Raw genomic sequence first — 23,293 nt, 5'->3', positions numbered from 1 at the left:
AACACCTGCTTTCTCTCCGGCGCAGTGCGATTCTGTCCGGAAGATCTTTTTATGTTATAGGTATATTACGGAATAATTTCCTATAACATGAAAAGTCTCAGCAACTCTGCCTCCGGAAGTGGTCTTGAGAAGTAATATCCCTGGACCATGTCCACACCCCACTCTCTCAGCAGACTCACCTCTTCTTCTGTTTCTGCTCCTTCTGCTACAATTATATATCCCATATTCTGCATAACCGTCACAATACTGTGGTAAAAAACAGCAGCCTGTTCATCACAGGTAATTCCTGTTAACAAAGATCTGTCCATTTTCACCACATCAAACGGAAGTCTCAATACTGCATTCAGATTTGCATACCCTGAACCAAAATCATCCAGACATAATCCGATTCCCGCATTCGTAAAATCCTCCACAGCTTTGCAGAAACTTTCACTGTATTCAGTTGCCACTGTCTCAGTAATCTCAAACTGAAAATATTTCGGTGAAAGCTCATACTCCTTCACTATATTGATCAGAAGCTGACTGTGTCCCGGTTTTAGCAGTTCGGAAGGTGACAGATTGAACTTTACATTCTTAATCTGTTTCATCATATATTCATTCTCTTTAATAAAACGGCACACCCTTCTGAACTGAAGCAGTCCGATCTGTGCAATGAGCCCCTGCCTTTCTGCAATACCGATAAACACATCCGGCGGAATCATTCCCATACAGGGATGCTTCAGCCTGCTCAAAGCTTCAAGAGTAATATAACGATCTTCCTTTGTCCAGAATACCGGCTGATAGTACACTTCAAACAGGTCTTTATCCACTGCTGTTTTCAGGAAATGCTCCACCTCTTTTTCATAACGGAAGCCCTCCAGAATCCTGTCATCTGACTGGATCACTACCGTTTCATCTGCACGTTTTACCAAAGATATCAGATACTCGATATATGCCAGCAGTACATCTTCCTTCTCCATCTTTTCACCGTTGATAATCCCGCAGATGATTGCCGGAAAAGTGATTTTTTCCCCGTCAGTTTCAAAAGGTTCTTTGAAATAGTTCTCAATCTCCTGTCTTTTTTTCTCATATTCTGTCAATGAATCTGTAATGATCAGAAAACAGTTTCCTGTGGTTCGGAACACCTGTACAGAACCTGTAATGTTTTGCAGTTCTCTTGCAATCTGTACCAGAAGCAGATCACCTGTACTGCTTCCGTAAACCTTATTAATCTGTTTCAGCATAAACAGCTCTACAGCAATCACATGAAACTCAATTCCTTTGGTAAATTTCTCCTGTATCCAGTTATCAAAATACCTTTTATCAAATGCTCCTGTTGTACTGTCTATATAATCACCTGGATTGTTCATCATAAGATAGAGAAATATGAGACCAAGTGCCAGTCCAAAACCTGACAGAAATATGTACCCTGTGTACAGTTCCACTCCTATACATACGCCTTCGATCACAAGAAATTCGCCTGCAATACTCATCTTTTCCGGCGTATAGTCCTCCCTGCTTCTGATCATACGCAGCATTATCAGAACGATATAAACCAGGGCATAGAGATAAAGAAACACGTACCCTGTTCCTTTTTGAAAAACGCCATTACTATCAAAACAGAAGAATCCCCCGCTTCCAAGATTTCCAAGCATAGCTATCATCATAGCCACCGTAATCCCGGCACAGATTACAGATAATGCACCGCTCTTTTTCTCATTTTCACGCGAATCAGGAATACATGAATACAAAATATAAGGAATCAGAATATCAAGCAAATAGATTCCTGTCAGAATACCCATGACAGTTCCTTCATCTTCCGCTGTGTAATTTATAATTGTCAGCGTACCCAACAGGTCAGACAAAATATATAAACCGCTCAGGACAAGTATATATGTAAATGTTTTCACATTTGCATTATGCAGTTTCTTCTGCGTCAGAAAATGATATAAGAGTAACGCTGTAATAATAACTGCCGCTACCTGAAAGTTTATATTATAATTCATGTGTCTTTCTCTCTTTCATTTTATTCTGATACATATTCGTATCTGCCTCATACTTCCATTCACCGGTTGTCTTCAGCTTTCCCCTGTCATCCCGAATTGAACTGAAACCTCTTGAAATAGACATGCGATATCTGCTGTTTCTGTTATAACGCCTTATTTCTTTATCCAGTTTCTCAGACAATGCATTCCTGTCTTCCTCCGGATCAAACACAACTACCGCAAACTCATCTCCTCCTGTGCGATAACATTTTCCGATTGCTCCAAAAACATTCTCAATGCATCTGGCAGCCGCCACAATAACCTCATCTCCTGCCGCTCTGCCAAAATCATTATTGATCCTGCGCAGATAATCAATATCCATAAAGACCAGCAGGATATCCTTATGCTCATTCATGGTTTTCGGAATTTCCGCCAGCAGATTTTCAAAAGGTTCCCTGCTCTGCATTCCGGTCATCCAGTCCTCTTTCATCAGTCGTTCATATGCCTGCATTTCTGTCCGGTAACGGACCTTTCCAACAAGACTGATCACAGTATCTGCAATGATCATAACCAGAAATACCAGTATTCCAAACTCAAATATTGCTCCATAATAGGATATTTCAAACAGCCAGTACAATGACAGTGACAAAAGTCCACTGAACAATAATATCATATAAGCGATCAATATGATCTGCACACTTCGATCCGGCTTCTTTCTATATTCTTTCCAGAGCAGTACCGCTACGATCAGTACCCACGTTATCAGCAGAACATGTGTTACAAACAGCATATCTGCAAACGTGAATACCCCGAAATAGGCCAGAAGTCCCTGAATAAATGCATTCAGATAAAACACAGCAATTCCTGCATCCAGAATGCGTTCCTTTTTCAGTCCACCTATTTTCTGGGCAAAATGCAGCATCGGTACCGAATGTAACATAAACATATAAAAAGAAATCGTACAAAGCATATCCGGATGACTGCTATAGGTCTGGATCGCAGAAGAATCTGTGATCAGCCAGACTGCACATATCATAAGGAACAATGCTACATCGTAAAATCTGGCATCCGGCATCTGACGGTATTTCAGATAGACTGTAATCAACAGAGAAATAACGCTCAAAACAAGAAAACACAAAGCAATACCTATAACTATTCCTGAATTCTGTAAATGTAAAGCAATGACTGCACTTCCGGTTCCAATATAAACAGAAGTCAAAACATACTTTCCGTGATGTGGATTTGAATAAACCAGCTTCAGCGGCTCATTCTGCATGTCTGTAGGGATTTCCCCTACACATTCCAGTTTTGATTTCATCTGCGTATTTCTTACAAAGGTTGTATCCTGATATTCATAGATGGGACGGTCACCCAGCCAGATTTTCAGATCATACTGTGCACCTCTGGTTGTAACTACCTTACCGGCATCCAGATCAGTAATCCCGTCATTATACAATATCAGTTCTTCCCCTTTCTCCGCCTGTATTGTATCCGGAAGAGTAACTTCTGTTCTTTTTCCGTTGTCATAATAGTACCAGCCAGAAGATATCTTCCTGATCTGGTTCACCGGCTGCATCTTTTCTCCCAGTGACATAACTCCCAGAACAGCAGCAAAAACAGCCATCACCATGATAAACAGAAATATCTCTACGTTTTCTTTTTTCTTCTTCTGATTATATTTCACACGCTTCTCCTTCTCTTATTTCCAGAATCATAACTGTTTATAGCAGTCCTTGTAAGTAATGCATTTAAGACAGTTCAGCAGAATTTCACATTCTGATGGGTTGGATTAAGATGCATTATTTTAGAGGATTGCCATAGTATCTCAGCAGGATAATAAACTGCTGAATAGTTACCTTTATATATTTTCTGAAGGTGCTATCAGAAAATAATATAAAGGTACTATAAACTAATGTTATACTAACATTCCACTCTAAAAAATACAAGACACAAAAACAGCCACCTTTTACAGTGACTGTTTTACTTCTGCTGTTCTTTTTTCCTGTTGATGATCCGTCTCATTATACTGCTCAAAACGGCTCTCAATCTCTACCAGCATATTCGCATATTCTCTTAATTCCTCTTTTAGCTGTTCTTTATCTGTGCGTTCCTTTTTGTAGGAAATCCGATGCTCCATACTGGCCCAGAAATCCATGGACATAGTACGAAACTGTATCTCCACCGGGAAGTATTCCATTCCATCCAGACAATATACCGGCACTCCTACGATCACATGATAGCTCCGATATCCATTTGGCTTCGGGTTTCCAATGTAATCCCGTTCTTTGATTACTATCAGATCACTCTGACTCTTCAGAAGTTCTGTCAGATTATAGATATCATCTACAAAATAGCAGATTACCCTGACACCTGCAATATCCTGAAGATAATCCTTCGCATTCATCACAGTAGGTTCTTTTTTCTTTCGCTGCAGTTTTTCTTCAATACTCTGTTTCTTCTTAATCCTGCATTGGATGTTGTGGATCGGTCTTGCAGATGCCTCACCGTATAGGTTATGATTCAACACATCAAGCCGTGTGAGAAGCATCTGTTTAGCATCTTCATATGGTTGTATAAATTCATAGTATTCTTCATCTGTCATATTATTTCTCCTGTAAAAACCTCTGCAGTTATTCTTCTGTCTTTCATATTTCTTATTCTGTACTTCTTTGCAGAACTTGGCATTTTTCCACATTTGTACTGCAAAATAACCATTTTTCCCCATTACGTTTCCATCATACAAAAGAAATGTGTTTAATCAGTGTCCCAATTCTAATCATTTTATAAACAAAATTCTCTATCAGTTACACACTCCCCTCATCAGAAGTTCTCGACAAAACTTGATTTTATTTATTTCAAAATGTTATAATTCACTTTGATATATTCAAGCCAAAATAATCCGCTTTAAGAAGGGAGACATTCTTATGGATTTCATAAAAGAAGCACTTTCTATGGGTTTCGCAGATGCAGCGATCATGGATACAAAAGACCTGGTATTTGTACCGGAATACAGACAGTTCTGCGAGGACAATCTCTGTGGAAATTATAACCTGGTTCCTGCATGTCCGCCTGCCTGCGGTACTGTAGAAGAAATGCAGGCAAAAGCATTGAAATATGAAAAGGCACTGGTTCTCCAGACTGTTCTGAAAGATCCAATTATGGATCCGGTTCTTTTCAAGCAGGCGAAACATGCACAAAATATTCTTACGGAACAGCTTGCCAGACAGATGCAGGAAGCAGGAAAAGAAGATATCCTGATCATGAGCGCAGGACCGTATAAGAATTGTTCCTGTATGTCCGCCTACAGTGTAGATGCACAGAAAATGGCTGATGCAGTAGGTATGGTCTGCTGGGCAGATGATTCAGATGTGAGATTTTTTACACAAATCCTGTTTCATGAAGACTGAGCATTACGCAAAAGAGACTGTCACACCGGAAAATCCCTGATGTGACAGCCTCTTTTTCATTTTTATATCTTTTGTTCTTCCACATAAAAGCATGCCACTGCATGTCCGGGAGCAATCTCTTTCAGCTTCGGCATCTCTGCCTTACATCTGTCTGTGCAATGCTCGCAGCGGTTCTGGAAAGGACAGCCCTTAGGTACATCCAGAGGACTTGGTGCTTCACTCTCGATACTCTGGATCTTCTGGTTGGATCCATGTGGATAGAGAACTGCGCACCCAGAAGTGCCTGTGTATATGGATGCACTGCATGCTCTGTAACATCTTCACCGGGAATAACCTCTACGATATTTCCCAGATACATAACAGCGATCTGTGGGGCAAACACAGCCACACCGACTACGACCAACGCCAGTATCGAAAAAAGGGTAAACTGCTTATTTTCTTTAAATACTTTCACTAACTTCAATTATCTATCCTCCTTAAGTCTTGGATCCAGATAAGTATAGGACAGATCCACAAGCAGATTGATACACATATACAGAATAGCGATCCACAGTACATATCCCTGAACCAACGGATAATCACGGCAGGAGATTGCTTTGACTGCCATATTTCCCATACCCGGCCAATTGTAGATAATCTCAACGACTGCAGTACCGCCAAGAAGACTTCCCAGGGAAAGTCCAAGCAGAGTTACCAGCGGAAGCATTACATTTGGAAGAACATGTCTCCATAAAATCACACTCTCCTTGATACCTCTCATACGTGCACCTGTTACATAATCCTGATGAAGCTGCTACATTTACCCAACGAAGCTGTACACCGAAGATGCTCAGTAAGATCAGGCCAAGCCAGAAGCTTGGTACGGACACCCCGATAAAAGTAATTCCTCTTACAAAGTAATCCGGGAATTTGTTCTGATACACTGCTGCCAAGATTCCCAGTGGAATGGAGATCACGATCATCATAAGCAGTGCCAGCAGAGACATCTTCAGGGTTGACCAGAAACAGGATACAAGTTTCTGTACTACCGGCATCTTGAAGGAATAGGACTGTCCCATATCTCCGGTAAGTACACCCTTCAACCAGGTTCCATACTGCACAAGAAAGGGCTGGTCAAGTCCCAGCTCATGCCTTGTCTGTTCCAGAAGCTCCGGTGTGGGAAGATTACCGCACTCTGTCAGCATGATCTCAGCCGGATCACCAGGAGACAGATAAGTCAGTCCAAATGTCAGAAAGCTGATACCAAACAGGACGATCAGAATCTGCAGAAATCTTTTCCCGATTTGTTTTTTCGTCAAAATAATCTCCTTCCTACATCTTTCGTGAATTAAACCAATACCGGAAATGTTTCTGATTACTTTTACTCAGTAACATGGGGAATCTCCCCTTAGGGGTTAATTTTCAGGCAAAAAAATAGCCCGCAATATGAAAACACCATACATACGAACACAAAATGACATGAAAAAATTATGCTTCCTATCTACCGTAAGAATCATTCCTATCCCAATTGTAAGCAGTTCTCCTGACTTAAGTTCATCACTTCGAAATCGCCTTCCCGGACCAACTTTAAAATCACATGGTCCAGTGACATTTTTTACTCCGAAGCTCCCTCTTACAGTGACGGGATCGTACCGGACTTACACCGGTTTCTCTATTAATCCTTGCGGAACTTACAACGACTGGTTCAAAACCAATAAATGTTATTTAATTTTTACTATAATATTATAGAATAGTTTTTTTTTACTTTGTCCAGTAATTAGCAAAAAAAGTTAAATTGTACCTAAAAACATACAATCAGATTTTTCTATTACTTTTTTAATAAATAAACAAGGTTATTTTAACTTCCCAATATGATAGAACTTCCATAAAATAGCTTTTTTCTCAATAACTGTTATCTTGTTCCTGCTGCTGTTCTATGCTAAAATATTTCCAGTATAAATATCATAAATCACAGACAGATCAGTACCCTGACATTTCCGGCACTGATCATATCTGATCATATTATACAAACTATCAGGAAAGAGGCGATTACATTGAACATTGAAGATTCCTGTATTTCCTTCATTGACACAGACTGGTCCTACCAGCTTGCCAGACGCATGGAAAAAGAGAAAACAAACCCTGTTTTGGGCTATCGTACTGCAGGTTCCGCTGCAGAAACAGCTACAGGAGATATGTTATACAGGGAAATGAAAGCTATCGGACTTACCGATGTAACCAGAGATACATTCTCACTGGACGGATGGGAATTCGAGAAAGCAGTCCTGAAATTTACAGATGATAGCGGGCAGGAACACACCTTTCAGATGGGCGGATATCAGACAAATTTCGAGACAGACGGATTTGAAGATTACGAACTCGTTTATCTGGGAAAAGGAACTGCCGCAGATTATGAAGGCATAAACGTAAAAGGAAAGCTGGTTATGGTTGAGATTAACCAACGAGACGAATGGTGGATCAGCTTCCCTGTTTATCAGGCTTATCTGCGCGGCGCTGCTGCCCTGATCGCAGTTCAGGCAAACGGCTACGGAGAAATCGCAGAGTCTGCGCTGAATGCACAAGATATCGCAGGTCCTGATTTCGCACCTGCATTCTCTCTGTCTCAGGCAGATGCACGTATCCTGAAGCGTGCCCTCCGGAATAAAATTTCCGCCTGCGAAAACAACACCACTGATTCAGAAGATACCCATAACCCTCCGGAACAGGATGCTGCTTTATTACGCAGATTCTCATTAAAAGTATCACTGGATGCCCGTTCCAGAGTGATTCCGGACACAACAGCAGGCAATATCACAGGTAAAATACAGGGGACTGAGACAGACTCTATGATCCTGCTGTCCGCACACTATGATTCCTATTTCGATGGATTCCAGGACGATAATGCGGCAGTCGCCATGATGCTCGGCATTGCCCGTGCACTGATAAAGGGCGGCTATAAACCTGCCCACACTCTTGTCTTCTGTGCAATGGCTGCCGAGGAATGGGGAATCATTGATTCCAAATACGACTGGTCAACAGGAGCCTACAATCAGGTATTCCGCGTACATCCTGACTGGCAGGGTAAAGTGATCGCAGACCTGAACTTTGAACTTCCTGCACACGCACACAATACGCAGGATGCCATCCGCTGTACCTATGAATATGCAGATTTCATCAGACAGTTTACAGACAGCCTGACTGTCCCGAAGGAAGCATATCCCGACGGGATCACAGTTCTCTCTCCCATCGAGACATGGTCTGATGATTTCTCCATGGCGATCGCAGGTATCCCATCCACAGTCAATGACTTCAGCGCCGGGCCATTCATGCAGAATTATTATCATTCCCAATATGATAATCAGGATGTTTACCAGGAAGCTGTCTATCAGTTTCATCATGAATGCTATCTGAAGCTGATCATGACCATTGACAGACTTGTACTGCCACCGATGAATTTCAGTAATACCATGAACGCGGTCGCAGACAGTATCCGCGAAAATGCACTCTCATTTGCTGATCCTGAGCAGAATAGCCTGCTTAGAAACCTGCAGACAATTATTGCTTCTGCCGAAACTATTTATGAAAAAATCTGCCAGATCAATGCGGAATATGCCACACTTTCAGATTCCGACGCCCGCATTGCTTTCCGCCATAAATGGGAATATGCCGGACTGGAACTGCTGAAAATTTTCCGCAAGACACAGGACTATCTGGTACGTCTCAACTGGCAGGATGAGGTAATTTTCCCACAGGAAGCTGCCTCCAAGAATATCCGGCAACTGGAAAAAGCCAGCCGGGCTTTATCTGAGGGAAATATTACAGACGCATTGAAGGCCCTCTACCGAGTAGACAATAATATGTACGCATTTCTCTTCGATGAAGAAGTTTACTACCACTTCACCGAATACATTCTTCACCAGCCAAAAGACCGCCTGATGTGGGGTGCCGGACGTATCATGCATCACGAAAATCTCTACGGGATCGTGCAGAAACTGAAGCAGCGCATGGAAGAAGAAACACCGGAACTCGACAGTGAGATCCGTCGTCTGGAAGCTGCCCTGCGCAGACAGAAGGCTTATTACAGAGATGATATCCGTTATCTGAACACCTCCGTAAATAAGCTGTCTGCGATGTTGGATAATATCTATAAAAACATTACCACTCCCGGGAACAGCAATATTCCCGGCAATAAATAAGGAGATTACTACATACCATGGAAAGTGATAATTTGTACAGAGTACAGGAAGAAGATTTACCACGATTACAGAAACTGTTAACCGTCTGTTTCGCACAGGATCCGCTGTATCATACCCTGATTCCTGATGATGACACCAGAGAAAGACTGCTGCCGGAGCTTTTTTCCTGCGATCTGACGGAGTTCTTTCAGACATGCGAGATTTATTCTGACAGCAGCGAACTGAACAGTATCCTGGTTGTTTCTGACGAAAGCGAACCTTACAATTTTCTGCACTACTGTCTCACAGAGGCTAGAGCTGCACTTACCACTGACGGATGGCTGATCAAAGAAGACCCAAGCCTGAAAACCTTCTGGAATTTCATTCAGGGCAAAGATTACCTGAACTCAAGCTGGACAGATCAGCTTCACCAGACAGAGCGTCTCCATGTGATCTACCTTGCGGTAGACCCCGGACACCAGCATCATGGATTGGCAGAACTTCTGATGGATGAAGTGATAAATTATGCCCAAAAACACAAGATGCTGATTTCTCTGGAAACCCATAATCCCAATAATGTTCCTATTTATGAACATTTTGGATTTAAAACCTACGGGATTGTAGAAAAACATCACTTTGGACTGAAACAGTACTGTATGATTCGGGAAGCTACTGTATGATCTGTATCTGCAAAAATATCCGCAATTGTTGACTCAAGTGCTCAACAATCGCTAATTTAACCTATTTTTCACTTACATTTTTGTCTATTTCTATGTCTAGTAATATTTATACTTTTATATTAAAATAGCATACAGATGTTGGATAAAATAGCGGATATTTTCCACATCTGTTTGTTTATTGTACCATGTGTACTTTTCTGCTACTATTCTTGATTGCAGATAACTGTTCAGGATTTTCCCATTCAATGGAATGCTGAACATCCACAATTGCTATTCTTAATAAGAAATCAGGAGAACTGTTTCTTTCCCCTGACATCAGTTTAAAGAATATTAGAAACAAAAGTATTTACCTGGTAATAAAAAATTTGATAACCCCCAAAGTACACATCACTACACTGATAAGGAGGACTTATATAATGGTACGAAATGCAATGAGCGCAACAGAATTTTATATTTTACAATATTTATGGACCAGAGAAACACCTGCAACTTTTTCTGAGATCATGGTTCACTTTAATGAAGAAGAAAAGAAAGCATGGAAGAAACAGACAGTAAACACATTTCTTTCCCGTCTGGCACAGAAGGGCTTTTTGAATATTGACAAGAGCGGAAAAAGAGCTATCTATATTCCATCTGTCACCTCAAAGAAATTCTATGAAAATTATGCCCAGGAGATTGTAAAGGATTCTTACAACGGAGCCATCAAAGATTTCATCGCTGCATTTACAGCAGGAAATAAATTAAGCGCAGCTGAGAAAGCTGAATTATTATCTTATATCCAGACACTTTAATCAGAAATGCTTAATAAAAAGGCTGTCATTAACAACAGCCTTTTTTATTTACAGAATTACTATAAATACCGGATCAGAGAAATTACTCAGACTCTTCTATATTTTCCAACGTAAGCTTATGATATGGCGTGCGCACATATTTTCCGTCGATCAACGGAATATCACTCTTATCTCCATCCGTTGCGATTACAAATGCAAGATTCAGCATTTCACGCGCCTGCCCCTCTTTATCATTATAAACCGTTCCAAGCATTTCCTCATTCTTTACAGCCTCAATCCCCTCATCTGTACGGTCGACCAGATTGACACACACCACATCACATCCTTTATCGATCAGGTTTTTCACCTGTTCATTCTGCGTCAGCTGACTCTGTGATGCATCCAGGATTTCCAGATTGATCGCCACACCGCTGGATTCCTCTTGCCAATGATTTTTTCAGGTTATATTTTTTCTATTGTGATTTTTCCATATTACTTCCTATTACATAATGTTCGGATCAAAAGGTATTTTTCCTCTAACTTGATACCCACGAATTACTCCGCACTTTGCGGCTCCCGCAATTTTATTATATGTTTATATATACAGCATAAAAGCCACTCTACAGATTATTCATCCAAAGAATGGCTATCCTTATTTTTATCAGATACTTATGGTAAGTATACCCGTATATTCATTTTTACACAAAAAAACCAGTTAACTGTTAGCTGGTTTCAGACTGTAGACAAAGCCCTGCTTTTGCAGGGTTTTGCTATTGTTGGAACCGCTTTTCTGATATAATAAATATCAGAAGGGCGGTGTTTTTTATGATGACGAAAAATACAGATAAAAAAAGAGAACAAATGATGATGTTTTCCATGGATGACATGGTACCTCAAAACCATATGCTGCGATTGATTGATAAAGCAATCAATTGGAACTTTATTTATGATCTGGTTGAAGAAAAATACTGTCCGGATAACGGTCGTCCCAGTATGGATCCCGTCATGCTGATAAAGATACCATTCATTCAGTATCCCTATGGGATAAAAAGCATGCGTCAGACCATGAAAGAGATCGAGGTAAACGTTGCATACCGCTGGTTTCTCGGACTAGACATGTTAGATCCAGTACCTCATTTCTCTACATTTGGAAAGAATTATACCCGCCGTTTCAAAGATACAGACCTTTTTGAGCAGATCTTTTCAAAGATTCTGGAAGATTGTATGAAATATAAGCTTGTAAATACAGAACAGATCTTCGTGGATGCAACACATGTAAAAGCCTGTGCAAACAGTAAAAAAATGCGTAAGCGGGTTGCACACGAACAGGCTCTCTGGTATGAAGAGGAATTAAATAAAGAGATTGAAAAAGATCGTCTGGCACATGGAAAAAAGCCATTAAAGAAAAAAGATGATAGCCAGCCACCTGCATCCGGTGGAACCGGAAATGATAAGGATTCTATATCTGAAGAACTTCCTGAAGATGTGAAAACACAAAAATGCAGCATCAGCGATCCGGAAAATGGATGGTTTCGAAAGGGTGAACATAAACACGTTTTTGCATATGCAGTAGAAACTGCTTGTGATAAACATGGCTGGATCCTTGGATATACAGTACATCCTGGTAATGAGCATGACAGTCGTACTTTTAAAGCATTGTACGATAAGATATCTAAACTGAATCCGCAGATGGTAGTTGCAGATGCAGGATATAAAACTCCGGCAATCGCCCATCGGCTGTTGGAAGATGGAATTCAACCACTTTTTCCGTATACCCGTCCCAAGACCAAAGAAGGCTTTTTCGGAAAACACGAATTCGCATATGATGAATACTATGATTGTTATATATGTCCGGGAGCACATATATTGACATACAGTACAACAAACAGAAGTAGATATAAAGAGTATAAAAGCTGCGGTGAACATTGTGCTGAATGCCAATGTCTTTCAAAATGCACAGAAAGTAAGGATCATGTAAAACTGATCACACGTCATGTATGGGAAGAATATATGGAAGTGGTAGAAGACATTCGGCACACGATCGGAAACAGACAGATCTACCAGTTAAGAAAAGAAACCATAGAGCGGATCTTCGGTACAGCGAAAGAACAGCATGGATTTCGATATACACAGTATGTAGGAAAAGCACGGATGGAAATGAAAGCCGGGCTTACCTTTGCATGCATGAATTTGAAAAAACTGGCAAAGATCCTGGAAAAACGAGGTTGGAACACAGTCAGATTTTTGTTGATTTTGAAGAAAATAAAAAGAAAAGAAGTTTTAAAAGAAAAATGGTGCTGGGCATAATCCCCAACACCAAGTTTGTCTACAGTCTGAGGGGAACTGCGTATGCAGTTCCCCTTGACTTAACCTTTGACAGCTCCAACTGTGAAGCTTTCCTGAACCTGTTTGCTCAGTAATAAATATATCAATACTGTTGGCAATGTGGCAATTACCATACCGGCTCCGATAATTCCCCAGTTTGTTGAATGTTCTCCTACGAAAGACATAATTCCTACAGGAAGTGTCTTATATTTGGCATCATCTACAAATGTATTTGCAAATAAAAGTTCATTCCATGTATTCAGAAAAGCAAAAATACAGGACGTAGCAATTCCGGGTCTTATCATAGGAAAGATAATTCTGAAAAACATATTGAAAATATTACATCCATCTATACATGCTGCTTCTTCAATCTCTCTTGGCAGAGCTTTGAAAAAGCCACCTAATATCATAACCGTCATTGGCATTGCAAATGTAATATATGGAAGCATCAGTCCCAGATATCCTCCTCTGATTCCCAGACGATCCAGTCCCTGGAACAGCGGAAGCAAAGTTGCCTGTACAGGAATCATGATTCCCAGGCTGAAAATTGCCGCTACGATACCTTTGGCTTTCCAGTACATTCTGTTGATCGCATAAGCAACCATTGATGCCAGAAGTGTTGAAACAACAACTGTCACTGCTGCATAAAAAACAGAGTTTAACAGGTATCGTAAAATTTCGCCTCCCATAAGAGCCTTAGAAAAGTTTTCCAGATGCCATACTTTCGGCAAACCTACCAAATTATTGGAATCAAATATTTCCGTATTACTTTTGAAGGAAAATGTAACCAGCCAGTAAAAAGGAAATATCTGGATAAAGGTAAATACTGCCAGAAACAGATATATTAATGTCTTTTTTATTTTCATTGCACTGATCTTCATCTGCTGCTCCTCTCAAATCATTGATGCATTTTCTTCTGACTTCTTAAAAATGAGGTTGAGCAGGAAACTGAACAGCAGACACTCAAATACGATAAAGAACGCCTGAGCACTTCCATAACCATAACGACATTTTACAAACAGATTATCATACATCAATGTTGCCGGAACCTCACTGACATGGTTAGGACCGCCACCGGTCATAACATATACCAGGTCAAATACTCGCAGAGAGCCGACAAGTGCAAAGGTAGCACAGACTTTTATCGTCGGCATTAACAGTGGAATTGTAATCTTTGTTGCTGCCTTAAATCCTGTAGCGCCATCCAGCTTTGCCGCTTCATAATATTCCGGTGAAATATTTTTAACTCCCGCATAAAGAATTACCATATGATATCCAATACTCTGCCAGATTGCAGGGATAACGGTTGTCATATAAGCTGTCTTTGGATTTACCAGCCATGCTGTATCATTTGCCATTCCCAATGCACCCAGGATTGCATTTAAGAGGCCTTCGCTGTTGAAGATCTTACACCAGAGCTGTCCGATTACCATACTGGAGATTACAACAGGGAGAAAGAATACTGTTCTGTAAAAACCTTCGCCCTTAACTCTATTTGCCAGAACAATAGCCAGAAATAATGCAATCGGAATCTGAATAAACAAAGAGCCTGCTGCCAGAATAAAGGAGTTCAAAACGGCTCGCTTGAAATATGGGTCCGTTGTAAACAGTTCTTTGTAATTCTTTAACCCTATAAAAACTTTTTGTCCAATTCCATCATAATTGAACAGTCCATAATATCCGGTAGTGAATAACGGGATAACTGCCATTACCAGAAATAAAATGAGACCTGGTGCAACGAAAACAGTAACATACCATTTATTACTTAAAAGTTTTTTCATAGTTTTATTCCTGCGCGCTGATTGCTTCCTGATGTGCAGACATGAAACTGTCTACATCAGCACTTCCTGAGAGTAAAGACTGAGCCTGTTCCAGATGAACAGCTGCCGCATTTGCACCTAAAATGCCATCCCAGTTCTGTACACCTGTTTTTACTCCATCATACAGATCCATTAATTTTACAAATGTAGGAGAAACCTTATCTGTGTCGATTTCTGTATTCCAGCATGGGAATCCTGTACCAAGTTCCAGAGCCTGTTCACCCATTTTTTCAGAGATATACATTGCAAAATCAGCAGATTCTTTCGGAGTATCTGTATTTTTGTTTACAAAGAAAGATGCACCTGCTCCACCTGCATAATCAGTAGCATCCTGCTTATCTGAAACTACAGGGAATGTAATTACTTCTACATTTTTTACAGAACTGTCTTCTGCATTATCGATTGTTCCAGCAAACCAGCTTCCGTCAAGCTGCATTGCAACTTTTCCATTAAGGAAATCTGCTGTTGCTTCTGCTTCACCATCTTCCAGCGGACTCTTTCCTAAGATTCCTTTATCATATAATTCTACAACATCTTCTGCTGCTTTCTTAAATCCATCATTTGTAAACTCTTTTTCTCCAAGAAGTGTGGACTGTACTTCAGAAGCGCCTACTTCTCTCAGTGCAAGTGACTCATACAGTGCACCTGCAAGCCATGCATCTTTTGCACCAACTGCCAGTGGTGTTACTCCGTCCAGTTTTTCAAGAGCTTCACCTGCTGTGAGCAGTTCATCATATGTCTTTGGAATTTCTACTCCCGCTTCATCAAATAAATCTTTATTGCAGAAAAGACACATCATATAACTGTCGATAGGAAGACCATATAAATTTCCATCCAGTTCAAAGTTGCTTGTAGAACCTTCTTTAATTTTGCTCTTAATGTCATCTGTTACATAATCATTTAACGGTAATACCTTATCGGCATCTGTAAACAATTTCAATTTTCCCGGTGCCCAGTAATAAAATACATCTACACCGGAAGCACTGCTTGCGAACTCTGTAGAGATTTTTGTTTTATAGGACTCTGTATCCAGACCATGAAGTTTGATTTTAATATTGTCATGTTCTTTTTCATATTCTTTTACTGCTGCTTCAAATGCCGATGTCTGTGCGCTTTCCGGATCAGTAAACTGATGCCATACATCCAGTGTCACTGTATCATCTGCAAAAACTGCCGAAGATCCAAATACAGTTGTTCCAACCATTGCCGCACCCATGCAGGCAGCTGTAAACTTTTTCCATTTGTTCATTTCCTTTTTTCCTCCTTTATGATCCCTGTCTGTGTAACTTATTGTTATGCTGATATTATAAAATCCAGGAGGAGTTTTCTCAATTCAGATTATTTACCTGAAAGGGTGCGATTTTTACTTTTATATTCATTTACTGTTTTTCCCGTATATTTTTTAAAGGAAGTTCCGAAATAATGAGCATCCGGCATCCCAACTGCCGCTGCTACCTCATACACCTTCAGATCCGTATTGTCAAAAAGTTCCATACTTTTTTCCACTCGTTTTCTCATAATATATTTTGTAATGCTCTCACCTGTTGTCTGTTTGAAAATACGACTGAGATAACTGGAATTTACAAAAAGATTCGAAGCGATCAGATTCAGTGACAGTTTCTCTCTGTCAAGATTCTGCTCAATATATTCCTGAGCCTTCTGTGCAACTGTATTTCCTCCCACGTTCTGCGAAACAGTCTGTATTGTTCCTTCAATCAGAGTATATAATGTCCTGCAAAATTCCTGCAGCGTATTAATACCTGAAATATTCTCCAGAATTTTTACCTGTTCCTCATTATCAAAATGTTTATTACTTTCCTTCAATACAGAAATGGTATTGTGGAAGATCAGTACTCCCAGGTTGCGAAGCTGTGAGATCATTAACGGACCGTCGAAAATATACTGTTCCAGATAATGATCAATAAATGCAACTGCCTCCTCCTGGTCACCACTTTTTACTGCAATCCTGTATCTGTCAAAATTTACAGGATATGAATGACTGATCTGCTGCATATATTCGATATAATCCTCATAGAAGATCAAAGTTTTTCTCTCATCCCGCATAGTATCTACCAGGGCTTCTTCACATTCTGAGAGAATTTTCGGGCTGTCATCTATTTTTCCATAATAACTGCTGACTGATGCAGCTACCATGCCGTCTTTACCCAGTTCGGTTATCTGTTCAAATGCAGTTCCAAGCAGATCTTTAATCTCCGGAGTTTCTTCTATGACAAAGAATATCTTGTTTTTCTCCAGGAAAAAATATCCGTACTTTTTTTCACCTATGGTTTTATTCATAATTTCTAGGAGTTTCAGCAGCATGTCGTGATCTTCCAGATTCATAATAAGCAAAACTCCCCGGACTCCATTATTTTTCCACAGCTGGATCTGATATTCAGAAAGCTTTTCCACAGCTTCTTCCGATTTAATGTATCCGGTAACTATCCTTCGAAGCAGTTCCTGACAGAGGACCGGATAAATTTCCACATCTTTAGACTGCTGTTCCCGTTTCTTCAGAATCTGTTCCCGCAGTTTCATTGCCGCCGCCAGAAGTTCATCTGACTGGATCGGTTTTAGCAGAAATTCTTCCACCCCTATATGGATAGCCTCTCTGGCATATTCAAACTCCCGATACCCGGTGACGATCACAATGCGAACTGCTGGATATGTATCACGAATCCGTCTGCTTAATTCCAATCCATCTATTCTTGGCATATTAATATCTGTATATACAATATCAGGGACCTGTTTTTCCATAAGTTTCAGAGCATCTTCTGCACATTGTACATTGCCGATAATGTGAAACCCTTCCGATTCCCAGTTAACACATTTTTCTATTAATATGCCTTCATATTTTTCGTCATCTACTATCAGTATGTTAATAATGTCCTTCTCCATGATCATGCCTCTTCTTTGTATTACCCATTTACATTATAATATTCTTCTTTATATGGAAACCGTACTGAAACTTCTGTTCCTCTTCCCGGCTGACTGGATATAGATACTGCATCCTCAACCCCATAAAATAATTCGACTCTCTGTTTCACACTGTAAATTCCAAATCCTGACTTTGAATTTTTATATTCACCTTCCAATATCAGTCTGACTTTTTCTTCAGAAATTCCAACGCCATTATCTTTTATCGAAACTTCCATCATTCTGTTGTCCACCATCCTCATAGTAATCTGAAGTTCTCCCTTTCCCTCTTTCTGACGCAGGCCATGATGAACTGCATTCTCTACCAATGGCTGCAGGATCAGCTTCAACATCAATGTATCCATCAGCTTTTCATCCACCTGGTATCGAATACTGATTTCATTTTCATATCTGATGTTAATGATCGTCATATAACTTTTTACGATATCCAGTTCCTCTCTTACAGGAATCATCTGGCTGCCTCTGTTCAGACTGTTTCTGTAAAATCTCCCCAATGCCTGTGTCATCTGGAAGCTTTTATCCTGGTCCCCGATCAAAGTAAGTCCGCTGATCACATCCAGAGTATTATAAAGAAAATGCGGATTGATCTGTTCCAGAATAAGATCCAGTTCATTTTTCCGGATAATCTTCTCTTCTTCCTTGGTTCTTTCCAGCAATTCCCTGATTGAATTCAGCAGATTATTATATGTCCGTTTCAGATTGGTAATCTCATCCTCACACTCTTCATCCACTTCCATATTCTCAGGAATAGCTTTCGAATACATCATCTGTTCTTCCATTTTCTGGATTGGTCTGCTCACTGTACGGGAAATGAAAAGCCAGCACAAGATCAGCATTCCTATATTAACAAGCAGTACGATGATCGTATCGGAATAACTGATGCTTCTGGAAAAGCTGCTCAGCGGAGTCTCTATGGCTATAGTCCAGCCGTCTATCATAGACGTAATTTTTTTATATACCATGGGATTTTTACCGTTGCGTACAATCTTCGTTTCATTTTCTTTCAAAGATCCGATAATATTTTTGCTTACATCATAGTTTTCTTTTTTCTCCGGTCCGAAGATCAGGGTGTCATTCATCAGTACATAAAAGTTGGAATGCAGATTTCCGCCAACAGAGTCAAAAATCTCACGGATGGTTTTCTCATCGATATTTACCATGAAAATTCCCAGTTTGGAATAATCCGTTTTTTTCTTAATTACACGGATCATAGACAGAATGTTTCTGTTTTTGCTTTTATAGCTGACGACCCCTCCGCCATTTGTTTCGAAAATCCAGTCTCCATCTTCTTTTATAGCCTTTTCATACCAGTAGGCATCTTCTACAGAAATGTCTTTCTTCAAAACAACCTCTTCTCTGTTGCACATAAAAGAATTTCCTATATTATCATAAAATACAATAGAGGAAATATAATCTCCTGCCAGCATGATATTCGTAAGGCAGTCCTGCAGTTCTGTTCTGGTCTTGACTGTCAGATTTCCTTTGGATACTTCTTCCAGTGTGTCCTGAAACATTTTACTCCAGAACACCGCATAGGTATCCTGATTCACATGATCGATCATCAGTTCCAGATTGCTGTCGATGGCATGAAGAGTCTGCGTTGTCATTTCACCGATATGTTTCAGATTAGATTTCTGATTGCTGTATACCACTGTTACTATGGAAATGACAGATGACAATAAAATACAGGCAAGAAACAATCCCCATATTTTTGTCTTTATTTTCATCTTTTTCAAACCCTTCATGCATCCACCTCTTTTTCTTTTTACATCAATTTTATCAATGCAACTCCATATACCGGAAGCTCAAACTCCAGCACCACTTCTTCTCCCTCTACCTTAACAGGTAATTCTTCTGTTTTCAACTCGGAATCTTCTTTTAATTTTTGCACCTCAACCGGAAGCGGATAAGTTGGGCATCCCATTTCCTCCCATTGTTTTTTCGCATTTGCGTGAGTGTCATCGATTCTCTGGATCACTGCTTTTGTTCCTGATGCATTTTTAATATGAATCTCTACTTTTTCCTGTGATATCGGTTTGCCGATCATCTCCTGATTATAAGCCAGAATTGCAAGTCTGCCTTCTTCATCCATAACCGGGCAGATACCCACATGTCCCTGTTCTTCCACTTTCGGAAGCCTCTCTTCTCCCAATTCATGCATCAATTCAAAAGCGCGATATACAGGCTTCGGAATACCATGAATGGTCTGCAGTCCGAATCCTCCTCTGAATTCTCCCGGAACCTGTCCATGCTCTTCAAAAATATCAGAAAATGTCCAGAAAGAATATGCTTCTACATATCCATAATTGTCAATGAGAGTTTTGGTCACCAGTGCAGAGCTGTAAGGTGTATCATGGAATTCATCACCTTCATTGGCTGAAGTGTTCCATTCTGTATAATATAATGGAAGATTTCCAGCTTCATGCTTTGCAATACGTACCATCTTGGTCAACAGACCCCTGCGGTCTATTTCTTCGCTGTTTAAGCTGACTTCTTCTCCGAAGAAATTGTCCAGATGCATGTCCGCATTCCAGTTCGGGTCATCTGAAGGATAATGATGTGTAGAAATGAAATCAAGTGGTACTGAATTTTTCTCACAGTAGCTGATCAGATCCGGAATCCATTCATTGTTGGCAGTGGCCGGTCCGCCTACTTTCAGATTTTTCCCTGCACTTTTTACTGCCCTGGCTGTATGCTCATATAATAGAAAATAATCTTCCTGGCTTCCTGCGAAAAAGAAATCCAGATCCGGCTCATTCCACACCTCAAAAAACCATTTTTCCATTTCTTCTATTCCATATCTGCTTTCCAGGTGCTTAAGCAGCTCAACAATTAATCCATCCCATAATTCGAAACTCTTCGGCATGGTGACATTTCCTTTATAATAGAAACAAGTCTGATCTCCTGATGCAAATGGCGTCGGCATAAAACTCAGTTCCAAAAACGGTTTCATATCAATGCTTAATAAAAAATCAAGGATGTTATCAATATTGACAAAATTATATTCGTACTTTCCTGGTTCTACCTCCCTGACCACACTCATCTGATCATTGAAGATTCCATGAAAACGTACATACTGAAATCCCAGATCCTTCTTTGCTTTTCTCAGCATCATTCTGTAATCTTCACGCAATGCAGTATACGCATGGCATGATCCTACACATTTTTCCCAATAATGATCAAATCTGGTTTTTGGCGCATTCTGATCTACATAAAACTTTAAATTCTCCATTTTTGCCTCCTGAAAATGCATTTTATTTTTATTATAAACATGCATTTTCTCCCCATGCAATACACCCTGACTGCAAAGTCAAAATCCCAACCTATTCTGTAAAAAAATTAACCATCTATCTCCCTATGATCACTCAGTCAATACTTGTAGCCAACCCAAAAATCGAGTAGGAGGCGGTGACTAACCGCCGTCCTCTCACACCACCGTGCGTACCGTTCGGTACACGGCGATTTCAATAGTTGACGTGCACAGACTGATAGGCTGTGGCTAAATCGTAAAAGCCACTGTTTATCAGTCTTTCTTTATTCAGCGCCCAAATCACAGCTTTGTTATTACTGATATACCAATACTTTCTGCGACTGTTTGCTATTGTTGCCGCATAGTGTTCTGGAATTCCCAGTTTGACTAGATTCTTATATTTCGTCCTCGGTTTCTTCCACTGTTTCCATATACACATACGTATTCTGTGATAGAGCCATCCATTGATGTCATCTATGTTGTTCTTCATACTTGCAATTCCGTTGTAGTTAAGCCATCCCCTCGCATACACCTTGATTTTCTCAAGGCTTGGCTTGATTGACTGACATCGCTTACGGGAAGATAACTCTTTCAGTCTAGACTTGAACTTCTTCCATGACTTCGGATGAACTCTGACATAAATGCCTTTTCCGTTCCTTCCCAATGTAAAGCCAAGGAATTTAAAATTTTGGATTGCAAACACGCTGACCGTACGGCTCTTTTCTCGGTTGACTGTAAGTTTCAGCCTCTCCTCAAGATATTTTGTACTGCTTTCCAAGAGTCTCTCCGATGCTCGCTTGCTCTTTGCAAGAAGCACAATGTCATCTGCATATCTTATGCATGGAACACCTCTTTTCAGGAATTCCTGGTCGAACTCATTGAGGTAGACATTTGCCAGCAATGGTGATAGATTTCCACCTTGTGGTGAGCCTTCCTCTGTGTCAATGACTACTCCGTTTTCCATTACACCGCTTTTCAGATAGCGCTTTATCAGTTGCACTACACGTTCATCCTTTACATTCTTTCGGAGAAGATTGATAAGAATTTCGTGATTAAGAGTATCGAAGTACTTTGACAAGTCAAGGACTACAGCAAATGTATAGCCTTGCTCGGCATACTCTTTAACCTTAAGTATTGCATCTTTTGCACTTCTGTTCGGACGATAGCCATAGCTACCCTCTGCAAACAGCGGTTCATAGATTGGCACTAACTGTTGAGTTATTGCCTGTTGAAGTGTGCGGTCTACCACTGTTGGTATGCCAAGCTTTCGCACACCACCGTCTGGTTTGGGAATTTCAATTCGTCTTACTGGAGAAGGAGTATACTTTCCACGATAAATGCGGTCGGTTAACTCTTGTTGATATTCCTTTAGATATGGAAGAGCCTCCTCAATGGTCATGCCATAAATTCCCGGCGCTCCCTTGTTTGCCTTAACTCTCTTATACGCTCTGTTAAAGTTGTCTTTATACAGTATCGCTTCCAAAAGTCTCGGCTGTACACTGTCCCTTTCTTTCCATTCCATCCATCTGCCTCATTTATCATGCATGATTCCGTGTAGTTATTGGGCTTCGATTTGGCGTGCAACCTTACCCCCATGCATAACCTCATATGAGATTTCTGTTCGTCAAACCAGAGATTTGCCCATGAGTTAGTATGTTCCTCACATCCAGCTTCCTTCAGATTCCGCCTCACGGTGGACACCCTTGCCTTCGGCTATATCCTTCCCACTACCGGGTGGATTCGGGACTTTAACCCGTTAGAAACGTGCGCCGCTAGGCGCACAAGGCACAAAAAAACCAGCTATCACCTAGCTGGTTTTCACTGTATCTTCAAAACTACATACATGTTGACATTTCCTTGAGATTCATTCTTCCTGCGATTCTTGGTCAAGCCCTCACCCGATTAGTAACAGTCAGCTCCATGTGTTGCCACACTTCCACCTCTGCCCTATCTACCTCGTCGTCTTCAAGGGGGTTTACTTCTTTC

General features: G+C 40.5%; 19 protein-coding genes, 1 rRNA gene and 1 riboswitch. Of the genes, 5 read left to right on the top strand and 15 right to left on the bottom strand.

Annotation, left to right across the window (positions count from 1 at the left end):
- Window positions 1–80: 80 nt before the first annotated feature.
- The 3 genes from G4417_RS07890 to G4417_RS07880 form a co-directional block, all read right to left on the bottom strand.
- Window positions 81–1,985, bottom strand: a complete 1,905-nt coding sequence (locus G4417_RS07890; protein ID WP_173683236.1) for an EAL domain-containing protein — start codon at window positions 1,983–1,985, stop codon at window positions 81–83.
- Window positions 1,975–3,648 (bottom strand): GGDEF domain-containing protein, encoded by a 1,674-nt coding sequence (locus tag G4417_RS07885; protein ID WP_173683235.1) that lies wholly within the window; start codon window positions 3,646–3,648, stop codon window positions 1,975–1,977. The genes G4417_RS07890 and G4417_RS07885 overlap by 11 nt, the downstream gene beginning before the upstream one ends.
- A 282-nt stretch (window positions 3,649–3,930) precedes the next feature.
- Window positions 3,931–4,566 (bottom strand): GTP pyrophosphokinase, encoded by a 636-nt coding sequence (locus G4417_RS07880; protein WP_119245716.1) that lies wholly within the window; start codon window positions 4,564–4,566, stop codon window positions 3,931–3,933.
- 322 nt (window positions 4,567–4,888) lie between these two features.
- Between G4417_RS07880 and G4417_RS07875 the strand changes: the two genes are divergently transcribed.
- Window positions 4,889–5,371, top strand: coding sequence for a DUF2284 domain-containing protein (locus tag G4417_RS07875; protein WP_173683234.1), 483 nt, complete (start codon window positions 4,889–4,891; stop codon window positions 5,369–5,371).
- Window positions 5,372–5,433: 62 nt separating this feature from the next.
- On the opposite strand, the gene G4417_RS17725 is transcribed toward G4417_RS07875, so the two are convergent.
- From G4417_RS17725 to G4417_RS07865, 3 genes are all read right to left on the bottom strand, one after another.
- Window positions 5,434–5,598: an oligopeptide/dipeptide ABC transporter ATP-binding protein gene (locus G4417_RS17725; RefSeq protein ID WP_420314191.1), complete on the bottom strand. Its 165-nt coding sequence runs from the start codon at window positions 5,596–5,598 to the stop codon at window positions 5,434–5,436.
- A 236-nt stretch (window positions 5,599–5,834) separates the two neighbouring features.
- Window positions 5,835–6,110: an ABC transporter permease gene (locus tag G4417_RS17310; protein WP_330598235.1), complete on the bottom strand. Its 276-nt coding sequence runs from the start codon at window positions 6,108–6,110 to the stop codon at window positions 5,835–5,837.
- Window positions 6,010–6,669 carry an ABC transporter permease gene (locus tag G4417_RS07865; protein ID WP_330598234.1) on the bottom strand — a complete coding sequence of 220 codons (660 nt, stop codon included), beginning with the start codon at window positions 6,667–6,669 and terminating at the stop codon, window positions 6,010–6,012. The genes G4417_RS17310 and G4417_RS07865 overlap by 101 nt, the downstream gene beginning before the upstream one ends.
- Window positions 6,670–6,865: 196 nt before the next feature.
- A riboswitch (cobalamin riboswitch) is annotated at window positions 6,866–7,060 on the bottom strand.
- A 410-nt stretch (window positions 7,061–7,470) separates the two neighbouring features.
- Here G4417_RS07865 and G4417_RS07860 point away from each other — a divergent pair.
- From G4417_RS07860 to G4417_RS07850, 3 genes are all read left to right on the top strand, one after another.
- Window positions 7,471–9,546 carry a M28 family peptidase gene (locus G4417_RS07860; RefSeq protein ID WP_173683274.1) on the top strand — a complete coding sequence of 692 codons (2,076 nt, stop codon included), beginning with the start codon at window positions 7,471–7,473 and terminating at the stop codon, window positions 9,544–9,546.
- Between the two features lie 17 nt (window positions 9,547–9,563).
- Complete coding sequence (locus G4417_RS07855; protein ID WP_173683233.1) at window positions 9,564–10,205, top strand: GNAT family N-acetyltransferase; 642 nt, start codon at window positions 9,564–9,566, stop codon at window positions 10,203–10,205.
- 416 nt (window positions 10,206–10,621) lie between these two features.
- Window positions 10,622–10,996 (top strand): BlaI/MecI/CopY family transcriptional regulator, encoded by a 375-nt coding sequence (locus G4417_RS07850; RefSeq protein WP_008707184.1) that lies wholly within the window; start codon window positions 10,622–10,624, stop codon window positions 10,994–10,996.
- An 82-nt stretch (window positions 10,997–11,078) separates the two neighbouring features.
- On the opposite strand, the gene G4417_RS07845 is transcribed toward G4417_RS07850, so the two are convergent.
- The gene (locus G4417_RS07845; RefSeq protein WP_025580833.1) at window positions 11,079–11,402 is read right to left on the bottom strand and encodes a hypothetical protein; all 324 of its coding nucleotides are present in this window, start codon (window positions 11,400–11,402) and stop codon (window positions 11,079–11,081) included.
- A 398-nt stretch (window positions 11,403–11,800) separates the two neighbouring features.
- On the opposite strand from G4417_RS07845, the gene G4417_RS07840 reads away from it, so the two are divergent.
- The gene (locus G4417_RS07840) at window positions 11,801–13,282 is read left to right on the top strand and encodes an IS1182 family transposase (RefSeq protein ID WP_173683232.1); all 1,482 of its coding nucleotides are present in this window, start codon (window positions 11,801–11,803) and stop codon (window positions 13,280–13,282) included.
- 59 nt (window positions 13,283–13,341) lie between these two features.
- Here the strand turns inward: G4417_RS07840 and G4417_RS07835 are convergent, their stop codons facing one another.
- The 8 genes from G4417_RS07835 to G4417_RS07800 all read right to left on the bottom strand — a co-directional run.
- On the bottom strand, window positions 13,342–14,181 hold the full coding sequence (locus G4417_RS07835; protein ID WP_243268903.1) for a carbohydrate ABC transporter permease: 840 nt from the start codon (window positions 14,179–14,181) through the stop codon (window positions 13,342–13,344).
- Between the two features lie 12 nt (window positions 14,182–14,193).
- A complete protein-coding gene (locus tag G4417_RS07830) occupies window positions 14,194–15,081 on the bottom strand; it encodes a carbohydrate ABC transporter permease (RefSeq protein WP_161286395.1) in 888 nt (295 codons plus the stop codon).
- Window positions 15,082–15,085: 4 nt separating this feature from the next.
- Window positions 15,086–16,369 carry an ABC transporter substrate-binding protein gene (locus G4417_RS07825; RefSeq protein ID WP_243268904.1) on the bottom strand — a complete coding sequence of 428 codons (1,284 nt, stop codon included), beginning with the start codon at window positions 16,367–16,369 and terminating at the stop codon, window positions 15,086–15,088.
- A gap of 89 nt (window positions 16,370–16,458) precedes the next feature.
- The gene (locus G4417_RS07820; RefSeq protein WP_173683230.1) at window positions 16,459–18,018 is read right to left on the bottom strand and encodes a response regulator transcription factor; all 1,560 of its coding nucleotides are present in this window, start codon (window positions 18,016–18,018) and stop codon (window positions 16,459–16,461) included.
- 20 nt (window positions 18,019–18,038) lie between these two features.
- Complete coding sequence (locus tag G4417_RS07815; protein ID WP_173683229.1) at window positions 18,039–19,802, bottom strand: cache domain-containing sensor histidine kinase; 1,764 nt, start codon at window positions 19,800–19,802, stop codon at window positions 18,039–18,041.
- A gap of 20 nt (window positions 19,803–19,822) precedes the next feature.
- Window positions 19,823–21,289, bottom strand: coding sequence for a GH39 family glycosyl hydrolase (locus tag G4417_RS07810; protein WP_173683228.1), 1,467 nt, complete (start codon window positions 21,287–21,289; stop codon window positions 19,823–19,825).
- Window positions 21,290–21,521: 232 nt separating this feature from the next.
- Entirely contained in the window at window positions 21,522–22,829 is a 1,308-nt protein-coding gene (gene ltrA, locus G4417_RS07805) for a group II intron reverse transcriptase/maturase (protein WP_173683227.1), read from the bottom strand.
- 360 nt (window positions 22,830–23,189) lie between these two features.
- A 23S ribosomal RNA gene (locus tag G4417_RS07800) occupies window positions 23,190–23,293 on the bottom strand; the annotation flags it as partial.

The sequence above is a fragment of the Blautia wexlerae genome (assembly GCF_013300825.1).
Lineage (GTDB): Bacteria > Bacillota > Clostridia > Lachnospirales > Lachnospiraceae > Blautia_A > Blautia_A wexlerae_B.
The sequence above is the reverse complement of the archived record's forward strand: the minus strand, read 5'-3'. Positions and strand labels throughout refer to the sequence as shown.